Origin of the sequence: Pseudomonas sp. FGI182 (assembly GCF_000511325.1) — a bacterium.
Taxonomy (GTDB): domain Bacteria; phylum Pseudomonadota; class Gammaproteobacteria; order Pseudomonadales; family Pseudomonadaceae; genus Aquipseudomonas; species Aquipseudomonas putida_Z.
Map to the genome: position 1 here is coordinate 2,406,766 of NZ_CP007012.1, position 18,686 is coordinate 2,425,451.

At 64.4% G+C, this 18,686-nt stretch carries 16 protein-coding genes; 7 read left to right on the forward strand and 9 right to left on the reverse strand.

The window, feature by feature from the left end; all coding sequences use genetic code 11:
• Positions 1-89 precede the first annotated feature (89 nt).
• The 5 genes from C163_RS10675 to C163_RS10695 all read right to left on the reverse strand — a co-directional run bounded on the left by C163_RS10675 (position 90) and on the right by C163_RS10695 (position 6,590).
• Complete coding sequence (locus C163_RS10675) at positions 90-1,169, reverse strand: helix-turn-helix transcriptional regulator (protein ID WP_025338752.1); 1,080 nt, start codon at positions 1,167-1,169, stop codon at positions 90-92.
• Between the two features lie 226 nt (positions 1,170-1,395).
• Positions 1,396-2,367: a PDR/VanB family oxidoreductase gene (locus C163_RS10680; RefSeq protein WP_025338753.1), complete on the reverse strand. Its 972-nt coding sequence runs from the start codon at positions 2,365-2,367 to the stop codon at positions 1,396-1,398.
• A 77-nt stretch (positions 2,368-2,444) separates the two neighbouring features.
• A complete protein-coding gene (locus C163_RS10685) occupies positions 2,445-3,566 on the reverse strand; it encodes an aromatic ring-hydroxylating dioxygenase subunit alpha (protein ID WP_025338754.1) in 1,122 nt (373 codons plus the stop codon).
• Positions 3,567-3,705: 139 nt separating this feature from the next.
• Entirely contained in the window at positions 3,706-5,304 is a 1,599-nt protein-coding gene (locus C163_RS10690) for a BCCT family transporter (protein ID WP_025338755.1), read from the reverse strand.
• 194 nt (positions 5,305-5,498) lie between these two features.
• On the reverse strand, positions 5,499-6,590 hold the full coding sequence (locus C163_RS10695; protein ID WP_025338756.1) for a tartrate dehydrogenase: 1,092 nt from the start codon (positions 6,588-6,590) through the stop codon (positions 5,499-5,501).
• Between the two features lie 97 nt (positions 6,591-6,687).
• Between C163_RS10695 and C163_RS10700 the strand changes: the two genes are divergently transcribed.
• On the forward strand, positions 6,688-7,599 hold the full coding sequence (locus C163_RS10700; RefSeq protein WP_025338757.1) for a LysR substrate-binding domain-containing protein: 912 nt from the start codon (positions 6,688-6,690) through the stop codon (positions 7,597-7,599).
• A gap of 164 nt (positions 7,600-7,763) precedes the next feature.
• Here the strand turns inward: C163_RS10700 and C163_RS10705 are convergent, their stop codons facing one another.
• Together C163_RS10705 and catR are read right to left on the reverse strand one after the other, a co-directional pair.
• Complete coding sequence (locus tag C163_RS10705) at positions 7,764-9,098, reverse strand: D-serine ammonia-lyase (protein WP_025338758.1); 1,335 nt, start codon at positions 9,096-9,098, stop codon at positions 7,764-7,766.
• Positions 9,099-9,306: 208 nt separating this feature from the next.
• A complete protein-coding gene (gene catR, locus C163_RS10710; RefSeq protein ID WP_025338759.1) occupies positions 9,307-10,179 on the reverse strand; it encodes an HTH-type transcriptional regulator CatR in 873 nt (290 codons plus the stop codon).
• Between the two features lie 135 nt (positions 10,180-10,314).
• Between catR and C163_RS10715 the strand changes: the two genes are divergently transcribed.
• The 5 genes from C163_RS10715 (at position 10,315) to C163_RS10735 (ending at position 15,806) form a co-directional block, all read left to right on the forward strand.
• Positions 10,315-11,436, forward strand: coding sequence for a muconate cycloisomerase family protein (locus C163_RS10715; RefSeq protein WP_025338760.1), 1,122 nt, complete (start codon positions 10,315-10,317; stop codon positions 11,434-11,436).
• Between the two features lie 131 nt (positions 11,437-11,567).
• A complete protein-coding gene (gene catC / locus C163_RS10720) occupies positions 11,568-11,858 on the forward strand; it encodes a muconolactone Delta-isomerase (protein ID WP_025338761.1) in 291 nt (96 codons plus the stop codon).
• Positions 11,859-11,901: 43 nt separating this feature from the next.
• On the forward strand, positions 11,902-12,837 hold the full coding sequence (catA, locus tag C163_RS10725) for a catechol 1,2-dioxygenase (protein WP_025338762.1): 936 nt from the start codon (positions 11,902-11,904) through the stop codon (positions 12,835-12,837).
• A gap of 251 nt (positions 12,838-13,088) precedes the next feature.
• The gene (locus tag C163_RS10730) at positions 13,089-13,583 is read left to right on the forward strand and encodes a GNAT family N-acetyltransferase (RefSeq protein ID WP_025338763.1); all 495 of its coding nucleotides are present in this window, start codon (positions 13,089-13,091) and stop codon (positions 13,581-13,583) included.
• Positions 13,584-13,709: 126 nt separating this feature from the next.
• Positions 13,710-15,806 carry a bifunctional diguanylate cyclase/phosphodiesterase gene (locus C163_RS10735; protein WP_025338764.1) on the forward strand — a complete coding sequence of 699 codons (2,097 nt, stop codon included), beginning with the start codon at positions 13,710-13,712 and terminating at the stop codon, positions 15,804-15,806.
• Between the two features lie 136 nt (positions 15,807-15,942).
• On the opposite strand, the gene C163_RS10740 is transcribed toward C163_RS10735, so the two are convergent.
• On the reverse strand, positions 15,943-16,767 hold the full coding sequence (locus tag C163_RS10740; RefSeq protein ID WP_025338765.1) for an aldo/keto reductase: 825 nt from the start codon (positions 16,765-16,767) through the stop codon (positions 15,943-15,945).
• A 247-nt stretch (positions 16,768-17,014) separates the two neighbouring features.
• Between C163_RS10740 and C163_RS10745 the strand changes: the two genes are divergently transcribed.
• Positions 17,015-17,893 (forward strand): DMT family transporter, encoded by an 879-nt coding sequence (locus C163_RS10745; RefSeq protein ID WP_015270753.1) that lies wholly within the window; start codon positions 17,015-17,017, stop codon positions 17,891-17,893.
• Positions 17,894-18,080: 187 nt separating this feature from the next.
• Here the strand turns inward: C163_RS10745 and C163_RS10750 are convergent, their stop codons facing one another.
• Positions 18,081-18,677 carry a hypothetical protein gene (locus tag C163_RS10750; RefSeq protein ID WP_025338766.1) on the reverse strand — a complete coding sequence of 199 codons (597 nt, stop codon included), beginning with the start codon at positions 18,675-18,677 and terminating at the stop codon, positions 18,081-18,083.
• Between the last annotated feature and the right edge of the window lie 9 nt (positions 18,678-18,686).

Below are 18,686 nucleotides of genomic sequence, written 5' to 3' on the forward strand. Positions count from 1 at the left end.
GCGGTGGATGGCACGGGCTTCGCCCGTGTTCGCGGGTGAACCCGCTCCCACACGGATCGCGACAGACTTGGGTTTTCGGGTAAGCCTTGTCACGAAGCAGCCAGGCGGGCCTCCAGCGCGGCAATATGCGCCTGCAGCCGTTCATGTTCCTGGCGCTCGGCGCTGATGTCTTCGAACACGCTGATCAGGTGCTCCGGCTCGCCGTTGTCGCGACGTTGCAGCGAGGTGCGGGCGCGTACCCAGATGTACTCGCCGTTCTTGTGGCGTACGCGTTTTTCCACTTCGTAACGCTCGGTTTCGCCGGCCAGCATGCGCTGCAGCAATTGCAGGTTCTGCGCCAGGTCATCGGCGTGGGTGATCTGCTGGAAGGTCATGCCGTACAGCTCCTCGGCACGGTAGCCCAGCAGCTCGCACAGGCTGTTGTTGACCCGTTGCCAGGTGCCGTCGGGGTCGATGTAGGCGAGGGCCCCCCAGGCCAGCTCGAAGATCGTGCGAAAGCGTTCCTCGCTTTGGCTCAAGGCCTGCTGGGCCATCTGGCGCTCGGTGTTGTCCATGCTGATGCCGACCATCTTCACCGATCGCCCGGCGCTGTCGCGTACCACCGTGGCGCGGGAGGAGATCCAGCGTACTTCACCGTCGGGGCGGGTGATGCGGAAGTCGCACTCGCAGCCGCTGCCCTTGGCCACTGCCTCGGCATACATCGCCTGCATGCGCTGCACGTCTTCGCCCGGCAGGTGTTTCCAGAAGTCTTCGTTGTGGTGCACCGGCCAGCCATACACCTGTTCGACATTGGGCGAGTAGGTGACTTCGTCGCTGATCAGGTTCCATTCCCAGGTGACGATGCGTGCGCCTTCCTGGGCCAGCTTCATGCGCGTTTCGCTTTCCATGATCTCGGCAGTCAGGCGCCGGCGCAGGTCGGTCATCGGCAGCTCGACCACCTGTGGTTGCTGGATGTTCTGCAGCGCCTCGTCGCCATAGCGCAGCCAGATCCAGTTGACCTTGAGAAAGTCGGCCAGCTTGCGCAGGTTGTCGTAGTCGATCTCGCCGCCACGGGTCCACTTGTGCACCGCGGTGCGCGAAATGCCCAAGGCCGTGCCCACGGCTTGCAGGGTCAGCTTGTGATGCTCGAGCAGTTCCTTGAGGCGGAAGGCGAAGCTGTTTTCCAACATCGGCAGGGTGTCCTGATCTGGGCCAAGAGCCTGCCAGTATACCCAAGCTGTCAACTTTTGGTTGACGGTACTGAGAGAGTTGCGAATCCCTGTAGGAGCGGCCTTGTGTCGCGATGGGGCGCGCAGCGGCCCCGGCGATCTGTGCCATGGCAGAGATCCTGGGGCCGCTGCGCGCCCCATCGCGACACAAGGCCGCTCCTACAGAGGGCGCGTCAACTGCGGGTAATTACAAGTCGAGTACCAAGCGGGCAGTACGAGCACGCGAGACGCACAGCATGATGCTCTGCTGGGCAGCCTTTTCTTCGTCGCTCAGGTACTGGTCGTAATGCTCGGCTTCACCCTCGAGGATGGCCGTCTCGCAGGTGCCGCACACGCCTTCGCGGCACAGGCACTCGACCTTGGCGGCTTTGGACTTCTCGATGGCCTGCAGGATGGTCATGCCTTCTTCCACCTGCAGCTCCACACCCGACTGCGCCAGCACCACGGTAAAGGCACTGCCGGTGACCGGAGTGGCGGCAAACTGTTCCCAATGCACGCGGTGCTCGGCAATGCCGGCCTGGGCGGCGCAGGCGATGACCGCGTCGATCAGTGGTTTGGGGCCGCACACGTACAGGTGCGCCTGCTCGTCCAGCCCCGCGCACAGGGCGGCCAGGTCGAGCTTGCGGTCGAGGCTGTCGATGTAGAAACGGGTGTTGGCGGCGTGCGGGCCGTTGGCCAGCTGGTCCTGGAACGCCCCGTGCTCCGGCGCGCGGAAGGCATAGTGCAGTTCGTAGTCGGCACTGGCGCCTTCCAGTTCATGCAGTTGCGCCAGGAACGGGGTAATGCCGATGCCGCCGGCAATCAGCACATGGCGGCCGGCGGTCGGGTCCAGCGCGAACAGGTTGTTGGGCGAGGAAATGGTCAGGCGGGTGCCCACTTCCACCTGCTGGTGCATGAACGCCGAGCCGCCCTTGGACTGCTCCTCCAGGCGCACGCCAATCTGGTAGCTGCGGGTGTCGCGCGGGTCGCTCATCAACGAGTAGGCGTTGCTGAACTGGCTGCCGTCGGTGCCGTGCATCTGCACGATGACGTGGCTGCCACCGGTGAAGGCGGGCATCGCCATGCCGTCTTCGCGGGCCAGGGTAAAGCGCTTGATCAGCGGCGTGGCTTGTTCCACTGCAGTAACGTGCACGCTGAACATTTCATATGTGTTGGCCATGGTTCACCTCGACTGCCTGGGTGCGCGGCAGGCCCTGCCGCGCACCTTTACGTGCAAAAAACGTGGAGCGGTTGCCATCAATCGTCGAGGTGGGCCACGGCGATCAGGTTGTGGAAGTGGGCAATGCCGTGTTCGCTCATGCCGCTGCGCTCGCGGTCGGCCATGATCCGGCCCTGGCCACGGTAGCCACGGGACTTCAGGCCCTTCTGCACGCTTTCGACCAGGCGCAGGTCTTCCGGGCGGAACACTTCGCGGTACCAGTCGATCAGCTTCTGCTGCTCCTCGCTGATGTCCTTGTTGAGGAAGTAGATGTCGTAGTGCTGCAGGGTGGTTTCGGCATCGACCGGGAACTCGTAGATCACGGTCATGAAGTTGGCTCCTGGCGGCACGTTGAACATGGTGCAAGGCCAGGCCCAGAAACCGGCGAACGATGGGTCTTTCACATTCTCGTCGAACTTGAACGACTGCTCCGAAGGCTTGGCCAGGCCGTATTGCAGGGTCCAGTTGCCGTGCAGGCTGTGGCTGTACTGGCCAACGTCCACCGAGTCGGAGAAGCCCGGGTGGGCAGGGGCGCAGTGGTAGCACTCCAGGTAGTTGTCGACGATCGACTTCCAGTTGGCCGGGGTGTCGCTGACGAAGCGCGCGGCCAGGTGCAGGTCGTCGATCACCGCGCAGGCTTCACGCATGCGTGCCTGCATGCCTGGCAACTGGTCTTCTACCGAGCCTGCGTCCATGTCCATGTTGATGAAGATGAAACCGGCGTATTCCTCTACGCGCAGCTGCACCAGGGTGGAGTTTTCCTTGTCGAAGTTGACCACGTTGTCGCAGTTGCGGGCGTGGGCGAGTTCGCCGTCGAGCTTGAAGGTCCAGGCGTGGTACGGGCAGGTGATGACGTTCTTGGCCTTGCCGCTGCCGCTGAGCAGCTGGTGGCCGCGGTGCGGGCAGACGTTGTAGAACGCGCGCAGCACGCTGTCACGGCCACGTACGACGATGATGCTTTCGCCAATCACTTCGCGGGTGATGTAAGCGTTGTTCTCTTCCACTTCACTACGGTGGCCCACGCAGATCCAGCTGCGAGCGAAGATCGCTTCCTTCTCGTGCTCGAACACCGCGGCCTGGGTGTAGAAATTGGCGGGGATGGTGAAGGCCTCGTCGGCGTTCGCGCAGAAATCGGCGGGCAGGCGTTTGAAGTCGTTCATGACAGGTTTCTCACAAGCTCGGTTTGTATTTATTGGTTAACGCGTATCTGTTGGTTAACAGATCAGGCAAAAAAATTTGCAGCTATCCTGGGGCTGCCTGGCAGCCCCATCGCGAGCAAGCTCGCTTCTACAGCATCGGTCAGTGCACCGCAGCGGCGCTGCGCGGGGCCTGCTCGGTTGGCTCTTCGCCAGCCATGCGGGCCGCTTCTTCGTCGATCAGGTGGGCCGATACCTGGCCGTAGTCGGCGATCATCCACTTGAAGAAGCCGTAGATCTTCACCAGCAGGATCACCATGAACGGGATGGCGGTCAGCACCACGGCGGTCTTCATGGTCGACAGCGAGGCCTTGGCGAACAGCATGGCCAGTGGCACCAGGGTCAGTACCACGCACCAGAACAGGCGGTGGGTCGGTGTCGGGTCGTCGCCTTCACGCAGGTTGCGGGTGCTGGTGGCGGCTACCGCATAGGCTGCGGCATCCATGTGCGAGGCACAGAAGATGGCCATGATGAACAGGTACACACCGAGGAACACCTGGCCCCATGGCAACGCCAGCAGCAGGTGGGTCACGGCCGATTCGCCGCCTTGTTCGGCGAGCATCTTCGGTACATCCACCGCACCGGTGATGAACTGGTGCATGCTGTAGCTTTCCAGTGCGCCGAAGAAGAACCAGCAACCGAAGCTGCCACCCAGCAGCAGGGCCAGCACCACTTCCTTGATCTGCCGGCCGCGCGAAACGCGGGTCACGAACATGGCCACGCCTGGTGCGTACGACACCCACCACAGCCAGTAGAACACCGTCCAGTTGCGGGTGAAGGCACCGTCGCCGGCCGGGTCGGTGAACAGGCTCATGTGCACGTAGTTCTGGATCATCAGGCCAATCGAGTTGGCGGTGTTGTTGATGGTGAACTGGGTCGGGCCGACCAGCAGGATCACCGCGGCGAACACCAGCGCGCCGATGCACACCATCTTGCTCAGGCGCTGCAGGCCGCCATCGATGCCGATGTAGGAACTGAGCGAGAACATCACTGCCACGCCACCGATCACCAGCAACTGCACGGTGAAGGTGTCCGGGGTGCCGGCCAGGTCGTGCAGGCCGCGGGTGAGGGTGGAGGCGGTGAGGGCCAGCGACACGGTCAGCGCGCCCATCATGGTCAGCAGGAAGATCAGGTCGACGCTACGGCCTACCGGCCCGGTAGCCTTGAAGCCGGTCACCGCTTCGACGATCGAGGCCAGGTTCAGGCCGCTCTTCTTGCGCACATGGAAGTGGTAGGCCATGGCCAGCGAGGCCAGGGCATAGATCGACCAGGCGCTGATGCCCCAGTGGAAGAACGAGTAGCCAACGCTGTACTCGAGCGCCTTGGGGCTGGCCGCGGCGATGTTCAGGCCTGGGGTCTGGTAGTAGTAGGCCCATTCCATCACGCCCCAGTACAGGGTCGACGAGCCCATGCCGGCGCAGATGAACATGAACACCCAGGTAGCGGTGGCGTATTCGGGCTTGCCGCTGCCCAGGCGGATGTTGCCGTACTTGCTGAAGGCCAGGTACAGCACGGCCAGGGTACTGCCGAACACCAGCACCTGCACGCTGGTACCGAAGGTGCGGGTGGACAGTTCGAACAACTGGTTGGCGGCGCTTTCCGCCTGGGCGGGGAAGGCTGCAAGGCCGATCACGGTGAGCAGCACGGCAATCAGGCTCACGGTAATCAGGAACACATCAATCTTTTTATTCTTGTGCGACATCATCGTCTCCTGGGACGTTGGCGTACTTGTTTTACCCGGCAGGCATCCGGGGTGTTGCAGTACCACTCCTTCCTTGGTCGTTAACCTATGGTTTACGAATATCTAATGGTTAACAGATTTTGCATACAATCCACGCCGCTCGCAAGAGCCAAAGGGCCGATTGTCAGACACTTCTGACAATCGGCCCTGGTGGATCAGGCCTCGACCAGCGCGGTAATTGCCTGGCCCACTTGCTGGGTGGATTGCTGCCCGCCCATGTCGCGGGTCACGTCACCGGCGGCGATGACCTGCTCGATGGCCTTGAGGATGTCGTCGTGGGCGGCGCGATAGCGCGGGTCGGCGCCGTCGTTGCCGAGGAAGTCGAGCATCAGCGCACCGGACCAGATCATCGCGATCGGGTTGGCGATGTTCTTGCCGTAGATGTCCGGCGCCGAACCGTGCACCGGTTCGAACAGCGACGGGAACTTGCGCTCGGGGTTGAGGTTGGCCGATGGCGCGATGCCGATGGTGCCGGCGCAGGCTGGGCCGAGGTCGGAGAGGATGTCGCCGAACAGGTTCGAGGCCACCACCACGTCGAAACGGTCCGGTTGCAGCACGAAGCGCGCGCAGAGGATATCGATGTGCTGCTTGTCCCAGCTGATTTCCGGATAATTGGCAGCCATCGCCGCCGTGCGCTCGTCCCAGTACGGCATGCTCACGGCCATGCCGTTGGACTTGGTGGCCGAGGTGACATGCTTGCGCTGGCGGGTCTGGGCCACATCGAAGGCGTACTTGAGGATGCGGTCGACGCCGCGGCGGGTGAACACCGACTCCTGCAGCACGAACTCGTTCTCGGTGCCTTCGAACATGCGCCCGCCCAGCGACGAGTACTCGCCCTCGGTGTTCTCGCGAATGACCACGAAGTCGATGTCACCTGGCTCACGGCCAGCCAGTGGGCAAGGTACGCCGGGGAACAGGCGCACCGGGCGGATGTTCACGTACTGGTCGAAGTCGCGGCGGAACTTGAGCAGTGAACCCCACAGGGAGATGTGGTCCGGTACCTTGTCAGGCCAGCCCACTGCGCCGAAGTACAGGGCGTCGAAACCTTTGAGCTGTTCGAACCAGTCGTCCGGCATCATCTTGCCGTGGGCCAGGTAGTAATCGCAGCTGGCCCACTCGAAGAACTCGAAGCTGATGTCCAGGCCGTGCTTGCGCGCAGCGGCCTCGACCACGCGAATGCCTTCAGGCAGTACTTCGTTGCCGATGCCATCGCCGGGGATTGCCGCAATTCTGAAAGTCTTGCTCATGGGGTGCACTCGTTGTCTAGGGAACAGGTGCTGGCCATGCTATAAGGGCTTGATCCGGAGATAATCTAGCCATTCATGGATTCTTGGAACACGCTACGTGAATAATCTGCCTAACCTCGACGACCTCAACATCTTCCTGCAAGTGGCCAGGCGCGCCAGCTTCGCGGCCGTGGCCGATGAGCTGGGCATGTCGGCGGCGTACATCAGCAAGCGCATTCGCATGCTCGAGCAAACCCTGGAAGTACGCCTGTTGCACCGCACCACCCGGCGGGTGACGGTGAGCGAGGAGGGCGAGCGGGTGTACCAGTGGGCGTTGCAGATTTTCGATGCGGTGCAGCGCATGGGTGATGACATCAGCGCCCAGCACCGCGAGCCGGCCGGGCAACTGCGCATCGCCAGCAGCCTGGGCCTGGGCCGGCGCTTCGTGGCGCCAGCCTTGTCGGAGCTGGCCGAGCGCTACCCGCGGCTGGACATTCGCCTGGACGTGCATGACCGCCTGGTGGACCTGATCGCCGAAGGCGTCGACCTGGATATCCGCGTGGGCAACGCCATCGCCCCCAACCTGATTGCCAAGCCGCTGGCGCGCAACCGCCGGGTGCTGTGCGCCGCGCCGGCGTACCTGGCCCGGCGCGGCACGCCCAAGGTGCTGGGCGACCTGGCCAGTCATGACTGCCTGGTGATCAAGGAGCGCGACCACCCGTTTGGCGTGTGGCAGCTGATGGGCCCGGAGGGTGAGGAGGGGGTGCGGGTGACCGGCGGTTTGTCAAGCAACCATGGCGAAGTGGCGCACCAGTGGTGCCTGGACGGGCGCGGGATATTGCTGCGGTCCTGGTGGGATGTGCACGACAGCCTGCAGGACGGGCGCCTGGTGCAGGTGCTGGAGGACTATCACCAGCCGGCGGATATCTGGGCGGTGTACACCACGCCGCTGGCCAGCTCGGCCAAGGTGCGGGTGGCGGTGGACTTTTTCCGGCAGTACTTTGCCGAGCGTTATAGCCTGCCGGGGTAGAGCCTACCTGCAACACCCGCTTTGTGTAGGAGCGGCCTTGTGTCGCGAAAGGGCTGCAAAGCAGCCCTGGCGAAATTAGCGGCGAAGCTGAAAATGTGGGGCTGCTGCGCGCCCCATCGCGACACAAGGCCGCTCCTACAGACATCAAAAGCAGAGACGATTCCTCAGCCCCTTCCTTTGGCCAGATAGGCCGCGAACTCTGCCTCCGGCACCATGCTGCCACCGGTCCCCCACACCAGGTGCGTGGCCCGCTCCATGCGCCCAGCCGACAGGCCCATGCGCGTCAGGTACTCAGGCGCTTCAAGCACCTTGACCATGCCCGGCATCCCCGCCAGCGCCGAAGGCTCCAGCCGCGCGTTCTCCTGGTCATGGGCCAGCACCAACAGCCGGTACAGCGCCTCGTCGCTGACCGTGTAATAACCATCGAGCAAACGCTGCATCGACTTGCCGACAAAGCCGGAAGGGCGGCCCACCGCCAGGCCGTCGGCGGCGGTCAGGTTGTCGATGCCGAAATCCTGCACGCTGGTGGCGTCATGCAAACCGCTATACACCCCCAGGAACATGCAGGGCGAGTGGGTGGGCTCGGCGAAGATGCAGTGCACATGGTCGCCCCAGATCAGCTTCAGGCCGAACGCCACGCCACCCGGGCCGCCGCCGACCCCGCAGGGCAGGTAGACGAACAGCGGGTGCTCGGCATCCACCTTGATGCCCGCGGCCTCGAACTGGACGGCCAGCCGCTCGGCCGCCACGGCATAGCCGAGGAACAGGTGTGGCGAGTTCTCGTCGTCGACGAAGTAGCAGCTCGGGTCCGCCGCCGCCTGCTGGCGCCCTTGCTCCACTGCCACGCTGTAGTCGCTTTCGTACTCGACCACCTTCACGCCATGGGCGCGCAGTTTGTCCTTCTTCCACTGGCGGGCATCGGCCGACATGTGCACGGTGGCCTGAAAGCCCAGCCTGGCGCTCATGATGCCGATCGACAGCCCGAGGTTGCCGGTCGAGCCGACCGCAACCTTGTACTGGCTGAAGAATTGCCGGGCCTGGTCGCTGGCCAGTTCCCGGTAATCGCTGTCGAGGCTGATCAGGCCGGCTGCCAGGGCAAGGTCTTCGGCATGCTTGAGCACTTCATGAATGCCACCGCGGGCCTTGATCGAACCGGAGATCGGCAGCTCGCTGTCGGCCTTGAGCCAGAGTGAGCCGCTGGCTGGCAGGCCCGCTGCCTGCAGCAAGGTGGCGTGCAGGGTGGGCAGCGGGCGCAGTGGCGACTCGATGATGCCGCCGGTGGCAGCGGTATCCGGGAACACGCTGGCCAGGTAGGGGGCAAAGCGTGCCAGGCGGGCACTGGCGGCACTGACATCGGCGGCGCTGAGGCCGACATCGGCCAGGGCCTGGGCGGCAGGAGCGATGTGCGGGTTGAACCAACGGGTTTCGCGCAGGGCCACCAGGTCTTCGATCAGGGGGTGGGAGCTGCACCATGCTTGCAGTGTCTTGCCGTGAATCATGCTGGTTTTCCTGTTGGTTGATGATGACCCGGGGGGCGCATTCTTCTGGCCTGCGCAGGCCCTTGTAGGAGCGGCCTTGTGTCGCGAAAGGGCTGCAAAGCAGCCCCGGCAATTTGTGCATCTGCGCTGAAACCCTGGGGCTGCTTTGCAGCCCTTTCGCGACACAAGGCCGCTCCTACAACCGACCGCGTGAGGTCAGGGAGCGCCCTCATTCGGCCTGTTGTGCAATCAATGCCAGGCAGCGCTGTACGATCGGGCTCACATCGCCCTTGCGCCGGCTGAGGATGATCGGGCTGACGGCGCCGCTGTCGAGCAGGCTTACATATTCGATATCGGTGCGGTGCTGCTGCTGCACCGACGCCGGCACCAGGGTGACGCCTACGCCGACGGCCACCAGGCCGATGGCGGTCTGCAGTTCGTTGGCCCACTGGCTGACGCGGATGCTCATGCCGTGGTGGGCGAACAGTGCCAGCACATGGTCGGCATAGCTGGGCCGCGGGTTGGCCGGGTAGAGGATGAACGCCTCGTCAGCCAGCTGGGCAAGGGTAAGCGGGCTGCTCGCCAGCGGGTGGCCCTTGGGCAATACAGCCACCAGCGGGTCCTCGCACAGTACTTGCTGGTGAATGGCCGGGTCATCGATGCGAATGCGCCCGAAGGCGATGTCGATGCGCCCGCTTTTCAGCGCCTCCACCTGCTGCAGCGTGGTCATCTCGTTCAGGCCCAGCTCCAGCTCGCTGTCCTGGCGCAGCTCGCGGATCAGCTCCGGCAGCACCTTGTACAGGGTCGAGGGGGCAAAGCCGATCCCCAGCCACTGGCGCTGGCCCTGGCCGATGCGGCGGGTGTTGTCGCTGATGTTCTCCAACTGCTGCAGCACGGTGCAGCTCTGCTCGTAGAAGAAGCGGCCCGCCTCGGTCAGCCGCAGCGGGCGCTCGCGCACCACCAGCAAGGTACCGAGCTGGTCCTCGAGTTGGCTGATCTGCCGGCTCAGCGGTGGCTGGGCAATGTGCAGCAGCTCGGCGGCGCGAGTGAAGTTCAGGGTTTCGGCCAGGACCTTGAAGTAACGCAGGTGGCGCAGCTCCATCAGACCTCCAGGGTATGGTGGGAGATTCATTCGATATTGGACGGCTATCAGGGTCTCGCGCAATCCTTGAACAAGCAAGTAAATGCACCACTCGGGCCTGCGGCTGGCAGCCCGAAACAACGGGACCTGGCAACAATGACAAGCGCGCTGATTGAACGTATAGAGGCAATTATCGTCGACCTGCCGACCATTCGCCCGCACAAGCTGGCGATGCACACCATGCAGCAGCAGACCCTGGTGGTATTGCGTGTTCGCTGCAGTGATGGCGTGGAAGGCATCGGCGAGGCCACCACCATCGGCGGCCTGGCCTATGGCTACGAAAGCCCCGAGGGCATCAAGGCCAACATCGATGCGCACCTGGCGCCGGCGCTGATCGGCCTGCCGGCAGACAACATCAACGCCGCCATGCTCAAGCTGGACAAGCTGGCCAAGGGCAACACCTTTGCCAAGTCGGGTATCGAGAGCGCCTTGCTCGATGCCCAGGGCAAGCGCCTGGGCCTGCCGGTCAGCGAACTGCTGGGTGGCCGCGTGCGCGACAGCCTGGAAGTGGCCTGGACCCTGGCCAGCGGCGACACCGCCCGCGACATCGCCGAAGCCCTGCACATGCTGGAGATTCGCCGGCATCGGGTGTTCAAGCTGAAGATCGGCGCCAACCCGTTGGCCCAGGACCTCAAGCACGTGGTGGCGATCAAGCGCGAGCTGGGCGACAGTGCCAGCGTGCGGGTCGACGTCAACCAGTACTGGGACGAATCCCAGGCCATCCGTGCCTGCCAGGTGCTTGGCGACAACGGCATCGACCTGATCGAGCAACCGATTTCGCGCATCAACCGCAGCGGCCAGGTGCGCCTGAACCAGCGCAGCCCGGCGCCGATCATGGCCGACGAGTCGATCGAAAGCGTCGAGGACGCCTTCAGCCTGGCCGCCGACGGCGCGGCCAGCATCTACGCCTTGAAAATAGCCAAGAACGGTGGCCCGCGCGCCGTGCTGCGCACCGCGCAAATCGCCGAGGCTGCCGGCATCGCCCTGTATGGCGGGACCATGCTCGAAGGCTCGATCGGCACCCTGGCTTCGGCTCACGCCTTCCTGACCCTGCGCCAGCTCACCTGGGGCACCGAGCTGTTCGGGCCGCTGCTGCTGACCGAAGAAATCGTCAACGAGCCGCCGCAGTACCGCGACTTCCAGCTGCACATTCCAAGTACCCCGGGCCTGGGCCTGACCCTGGACGAACAGCGCCTGGCGCGCTTCGCCCGCCGCTGAGTCACGCTGGCTGAAAGAACACACAACCCCTGTGGGAGCGGCTTTAGCCGCGAAGCAGGCGACGCGGTGGATGGCACGGGCTCGCCCGCTCCCACAGTGTTCGCGCCAAATCAGAGAAAGGAGATACCAGCATGCTGTTCCACGTGAAGATGACCGTGAAACTGCCGGTCGACATGGACCCGACCAAGGCCGCCCGGCTCAAGGCCGACGAAAAGGAACTGGCCCAGCGCCTGCAGCGCGAGGGCACCTGGCGCCACTTGTGGCGCATTGCCGGGCACTACGCCAACTACAGCGTGTTCGACGTGCCCAGTGTCGAGGCGCTGCACGACACCCTGATGCAGCTGCCGCTGTTCCCGTACATGGACATCGAGGTCGACGGCCTGTGCCGGCACCCCTCGTCGATTCACAGCGACGACCGCTGAGTCGCACCTGTCTACCTGACAAGAACAAGATGAGGCAAGCACGATGACCGTGAAAATCTCCCACACTGCCGATGTTCAGGCGTTCTTCAAGGAAGTGGCCGGCCTGGGCCATGCCGAAGGCAACCCACGCTTCAAGCAGATCATCCTGCGTGTGCTGCAGGACACTGCACGCCTGGTCGAAGACCTGGAAATCACCGAAGACGAGTTCTGGCATGCCGTCGACTACCTCAACCGCCTGGGTGGCCGTAACGAAGCCGGCCTGCTGGCGGCGGGGCTGGGCATCGAACATTTCCTCGACCTGCTGCAGGATGCCAAGGACGCCGAGGCCGGCCTGACTGGCGGCACCCCGCGCACCATCGAAGGCCCGCTGTATGTGGCGGGGGCGCCGTTGGCGCAGGGCGAAGCGCGCATGGACGACGGCAGCGACCCGGGCGTGGTGATGTTCCTCCAGGGCCAGGTGTTCGATACTGAAGGCAAGCCGTTGGCCGGCGCCACCGTTGACCTGTGGCACGCCAACACCCAGGGCACCTATTCGTACTTCGACTCGACCCAGTCCGAGTACAACCTGCGCCGGCGCATCATCACCGATGCCGAAGGGCGCTACCGTGCGCGCTCCATCGTGCCGTCGGGGTACGGCTGCGACCCGCAGGGGCCAACCCAGGAATGCCTGGACCTGCTTGGTCGTCACGGCCAGCGCCCGGCGCACGTGCACTTCTTCATCTCGGCGCCGGGGCACCGCCATCTGACCACGCAGATAAACCTGGCCGGGGACAAGTACCTGTGGGATGACTTTGCCTATGCCACCCGTGACGGGCTGGTCGGCGAGCTGCGCTTTGTCGAGGATGCTGCGGCGGCGCGTGATCGCGGCGTAGAGGGCGAACGCTTTGCCGAGCTGGCGTTCGACTTCCACCTGCAGGCGGCCAAGGCGCCGGACGCCGAGGCGCGCAGCCACCGCCCGCGTGCGTTGCAGGGAGCCTGAGTGGTGTTATCGCTCCGGTTGTAGAGGGTCGTTGTGGGAGCGGGTTTACCCGCGAAGAATGCAACACGGTGTATGGCACCGGCTGTGCCGGTGTTCGCGGGTGAACCCGCTCCCACAGGGGCCTGCTAAATCAATGAGTGATGTGCTTGTGATGGTTTTGGCCTGGGCCTTTCCGTGCGGGGAGGGCCTGGGCTTTTTGCTGCCAGGGGCTGTTGATCTAGAATCCGCCTTTTTACCCGAGCCCTCGCACCATGCTGCCCATCGAACTGCTGGCAACCACTGCCGACCAGGCCCCGCTGATTCGCAACCTCTACCAGTTCTACGCCTACGAGTCCTCGGACTGGGAGCAGGAAGACGTCGAAGTGGACGGCCGCTTCTATATCCATGACGAGCACCTGCAACGTTACTGGCAGGCCGATGGCTGGGGCGCGTACCTGGTGCTGGCAGATGGTTTCATCGCCGGTTTCGTGCTGGTCGAACGCAGCGAGCTGCCGGGCATCGACGCGTTCGAACTGGCCGACCTGTTCATCCTGAAAAAGTACCGCCGACAGGGCATCGGCCGGGCGGTGGCATTGCAACTGCTGGGCGGCGAGGGCGACTGGCTGATGCGCTGTTACGCACAGGACATGCCTGCCGTGGCCTTCTGCAATGCCGTGCTGGCCGAGCTGTCGCGCCCGGCGCAGCCCATAGCCCTGGATGACGAACCGGGCTTGCTCAATTTCCTGGTGACGGGCGCCCGCCATTGAGGGGTTGCCAGCCTTCGTTCGCAAATTGAAGGGATCGTGGCTTTTTGTGAGCTACTTCACAAAATCGTCATCGGAGGCATAATGCCACCAACCTTTTCACGCCTTTCGAAGGCCCAGGTAAAGTTCATGTCGCTAGTCGCAAGCCCCGACATCATGTACCGGCTGTTGATCCAGAGTGTGGTGGACTATGCCTTCTACCTGCTCACCCCCGAAGGAATCGTCGCCAACTGGAACCCCGGCGCCCAGCGCGCCAAGGGCTACCTGGCCGAGGAAATCGTCGGCCAGCACTACTCGTTGTTCTACACCGATGCCGAGCGCGCCGCCGGGCTGCCCGCGCTCAACCTTGAGCAGGCGCGCAGCACCGGGCGCTTCGAAGAGACCGGTTCGCGCCTGCGCAAGGACGGCACGACCTTCCATGCCCATGTGGTGATCGACGCGGTGTACGACGATGCCGGGCAACTGGTGGGCTTCGCCAAGGTCACCCGCGACATTTCCGAGCACCACCGGCAAGAGCTGGAACTGCTGCAGGCCAAGGAACTGGCCGAGCAGTACAGCCAGGAAATGACCAAGCTGTCGCAGTTCCTTGATTCGGTGATTGCCAACATCCCCGCCAGCGTCATTGTCCAGGACCTGGAAAGCCAGCGCATCCTGCTGGCCAACCAGCAGGCCGAGCGCCTGTTCGGCGGGCCGCAGCGCAGCATGACCGGGCAGTTGCCCGGCGAATGCCTGGCACCGGGTGCTGCCGGTTACCTGGAACAGCAACTGGCCCGTGGCGCCCGCAGCACCAAGGGCCATGCCGCCGAAACCCGGGTCGACACGGCCTGCGGCCCACGCACCCTGCGCAGCCGCACCTTGCTCAGCCAGAACCGTGAAGGCCAGGCCGACTACGTGCTGTTCGTTGCCGAAGACGCCACCGAAGAGCTGGCCGCCCACGCGCAGATCCACCACATGGCGCACCACGATGCGCTGACCGGGCTGCCCAACCGCACCCTGTTCAACGAACGCCTGCGCCAGGCGCTGGTGCGTGACAGCGAGCACGCCAAGCTGACCGCCGCCCTGTGCCTGGACCTGGACAACTTCAAGAACATCAACGATTCGCTGGGCCACGCCTTTGGCGACAAGCTGCTGCGCGCGCTGGGCAAGCGCCTGCGCCGCGAGCTGCGCGAACACGACACCCTGGCCCGCCTGGGCGGCGACGAGTTTGCTGTGGTGCTGACCGGCCTGGAGGGCCGGGAGGCCGCATGCAACACGGCGCAGCGCCTGATCAACGCGATCTGCCCGCCGTTCCAGATCGAGGGGCACCAGTTCACGGTGGGGGTGAGCATCGGTATTGCCATTGCGCCTGATGACAGCGACCAGGCCGAGCAACTGCTGGGCTACGCCGACATGGCGCTGTACGAGGCCAAGCGCAATGGCCGCAACCGCTACGAGTGCTTCAACGTCGAACTGGACGTCGCCGCGCGCCAGCGCCGCCTGGTGGAAACCGACCTGCGCACCGCGCTGCACCTGGGCCAGTTGCAGCTGCACTACCAGCCGGTGGTCGACCAGCAGACCAGCAGCGTTACCGGCTATGAGGCGTTGTTGCGCTGGGAGCACCCGACCCGCGGCATGGTCATGCCCATGGACTTCATCCCCATCGCCGAGGAAACCGGGCTGATCCACGAACTGGGCAACCGGGCGCTGAACCTGGCCTGCCAGGAGGCGGCCAGCTGGGACAGCGAGCAGACGGTGTCGGTCAACCTGTCGGCGGTGCAGTTCAAGAATGCCAACCTGGTGCACACCGTGGCCCTGGCGCTGGCCGACTCAGGCCTGCCGCCGCAGCGGCTGGAGCTGGAGGTCACCGAGTCGGTGCTGTTGGGCAACAGCGAGGAGAACGTGCGCACCCTGCGTGCACTGAAGGACCTGGGCGTGTCCATTTCGCTGGACGATTTCGGCACCGGGTATTCCTCGCTGGGCTACCTGCGTTCGTTCCCGTTCGACCGGATCAAGATCGACAAGTCGTTCGTACATGACATGTGCGACAGCCGCGAGGCGATGTCGATCATCCGCGCCATTACCGACCTGTCCAACAGCCTGATGATCAAGACCACGGCCGAGGGGGTTGAGTCGGAGGAGCAGATGCGCCGGTTGGCGGCGGAGGGTTGCTCGCACTTCCAGGGTTACCTGTACGGGCGACCGGCACCGGCGAACGAGCGGTTGAAGCAGGTGATGACGCCGGCGTAGTGCCCATTGGCCTGCCTCGCCCCATGTAGGAGCGGCCTTGTGTCGCGAAAGGGCCGCAAAGCGGCCCCGGCGAGATCTGCGGCGAAGCTGAAAAATTTGGGGCCGCTGCGCGCCCCTTCGCGACACAAGGCCGCTCCTACAGGTTCCAGTCCGGCGCAAACGCCGGGCTCACCACTCGCTGGTCCTTCGGCAACCCGGCAATCGCCGCGCGGTCCTCGTCATCCAGTTGCACGTTCGACGCCGCCAGGTTGGCCAGCTGGTTCTCGCGGCTGCCGGCCTTGGGGATCACCGCCACGCCGTCCTGGTCCAGCAACCACTTCAGCGCCACCTGGCTGGGCAGTACGCCATGCTTGCGGGCGATCGCCTGGATCACCGGCTGCGCCGCCGCCTGTCCACGGGCCAGCGGGGTGTAGGCGGTGAGCAGCAGGTCGTGGCGGCGGGCGTAGTCCAGCAGCGGTTGCTGGCCGAGCAGCACGTGGTATTCCACCTGGATCGCCGACAATGGCGCGCCCAGGGTTTCCACCACCTGGCGCAGCAGCCCCAGCGGGAAGTTGGCCACGCCGATGCTGCGCGCCTTGCCCTCGTCACGCAGGGCCACCAGGGTTTCGATGCTGCGGGCCAGGTCCCAGTCCTGGCCGGGCCAGTGGATGTGGAACAGGTCGACCTGCTCGGTACCCAGCGCGCGCAGGCTGTCCTCCAGCGACTGGCGCATGGCCTTGGGCGCCAGGCGATCCCACCATACCTTGGTGGTCAGGTGAATCTGCTCGCGCGGTACATCGCTGTCGCGCAGGGCCTGGCCGACGGCGGCTTCGTTGTCATAGGCAGTGGCGGTGTCGATGTGCCGGTAACCCACTTCAAGCGCCTGGCGCACGGCCTGGGTGCACTCGCTTCCGGTCATTGGCCAGGTGCCCAGGCCGATCGCGGGCAGGTCCAGGCCGTTTCGGGTGGTGAGCCTTTGCATGTAAATTCCTTGTAGGGTGGGCAGGGTTCGCATTCGATGGTCGGCGATCAGCACGGCACGGGCCATGCGCACGGGGCGGAAAGTGGTCGATCAGCGAACAGAAATTGCAGTCGGCCTTGGCTGGCGGCAATTGAACTTCCTTATTCTTTGGCATCTCTTCTAGAATCCGAGCTGTTGCATCCGCCAGGCAACGCCTGCGCGGCCTTCCCTGGGCGCCGCATCCAGCCGCGCCGTCATCGAGAGTGCCATGAGTTCCAGCACACCGCTGTCCGGAGTCAACCAACCCCTGCGCGGCATCGCCCTGGTGGTGGTGGCGACGTTCCTGTTCGCCAGTCACGATGCCCTGTCCAAGTTCCTCGGCGGCCTGTACCCGATCATCATGGTGGTGTGGGCGCGGTATGTGGTGCACACGCTGCTGATGGCCGGCATCTTCCTGCCCAAGGCCGGCCTCAACGTGCTGCGCACCCGCCGCCCGCTGTTGCAGACGTTACGTGCCCTGAGCCTGTTGAGCACCAGCCTGCTGTTCACCACCGGCCTGCAGTACCTGCCGCTGGCCGAGGCCACGGCGGTCAACTTCCTGGCCCCGGTGCTGGTCACCGCGCTGTCGGCGCCGTTGCTTAAGGAGCGGGTGACGGTGGGGCAGTGGGTGGCGGTGGTGATGGGTTTCATCGGTGTGCTGGTGGTGGTGCACCCGGGCGGGGCGATGTTCACCCCGGCCATCCTGTATCCTTTCGGTTCGGCGCTGGGCTTCTGCTTCTATCAGTTGCTGACGCGCATCCTGGCCGCGCATGACAGCCCGACCACCAGCAACTTCTATGCGGGGTTGTGCAACACCCTGGCGATGAGTGCGCTGGTGCCGTTCTTCTGGGAGATGCCGCGTTGGGACCATGCGCTGCTGATGCTGGCGCTGGGTGGCTTTGGCATGACTGCGCACCTGCTGCTGACCCAGGCCTTCCGCCATGCGGCACCGGCCTTGCTGGCGCCGTTCAGTTATTGCCAGATCGTGTTTGCCGGGTTGCTTGGGTTGGTTGTCTATAGCCAGGTGCCGGATACCCTGAGCCTGGTGGGCATCTCGGTGATTTGCCTCAGTGGGCTGGGGGCGGCGTGGATGCAGCGGGGTAAGTAGCAGCCTGTACCGGTCCTGTGCCCACCTGATCGATGAACGCTGGGCCTTGTAGGAGCGGCCTTGTGTCGCGAAAGGGCTGCGAAGCAGCCCCAGGGTTTCAGCGCAAATGCATATATTGCCGGGGCTGCTTCGCAGCCCTTTCGCGACACAAGGCCGCTCCTACAAGGGGCCCAGGTTTTCGTGGCCCTCAAACGCGCCCCTTCAACAACGCCTGCAACGAATCGTCAAAGTCGCGCAAGGCATCCGCCTGCACCGCCCGCTCATCCTCGGCCACCCGCGCCACATCGCCCAGGCGCTTGCTGGCCCGCCCTTCAGCACGGCCGATATAGGTCAGCTGGTCATCGAAAAAGCGCGCTACTACCCGGCTTTCGATATCCGCGCTGGCCAAACGGCTTTCGGTGTCCAGCAGCACGATCACATCCGGGTGGTCGCCCAGCAGCGTGTCCAGGTCGTCATAGAAGGTCACTTCGGCAAACTGCTGCGCCAGTGACCGCGCCAGCCAGTCATACGCCTGGCTCTCGCCGCCCAGGGTCGCAACAGGAGCACGCTGGCCCTGGGCCGGCTCGGCTGCCTGGGTGCGATGGCTGCCGAGGTATTCGAGGGTTGCTTCGGCGTCTCGCCCCAGCAGCACCGCCACCCGTTGGCCGGGGGCCAGGGCGACACTGGAAATGGCTGTGGCCGAATAGAAGTGCCCGTAGGGCTGCGCGTCGGTAGCGGCAGGGCTGGCACAACCGCCAAGGGCGGCCAGCAAGGCGAGCAGGGCAGCGATCATGCCGGTTTTCATGGGAGGCCT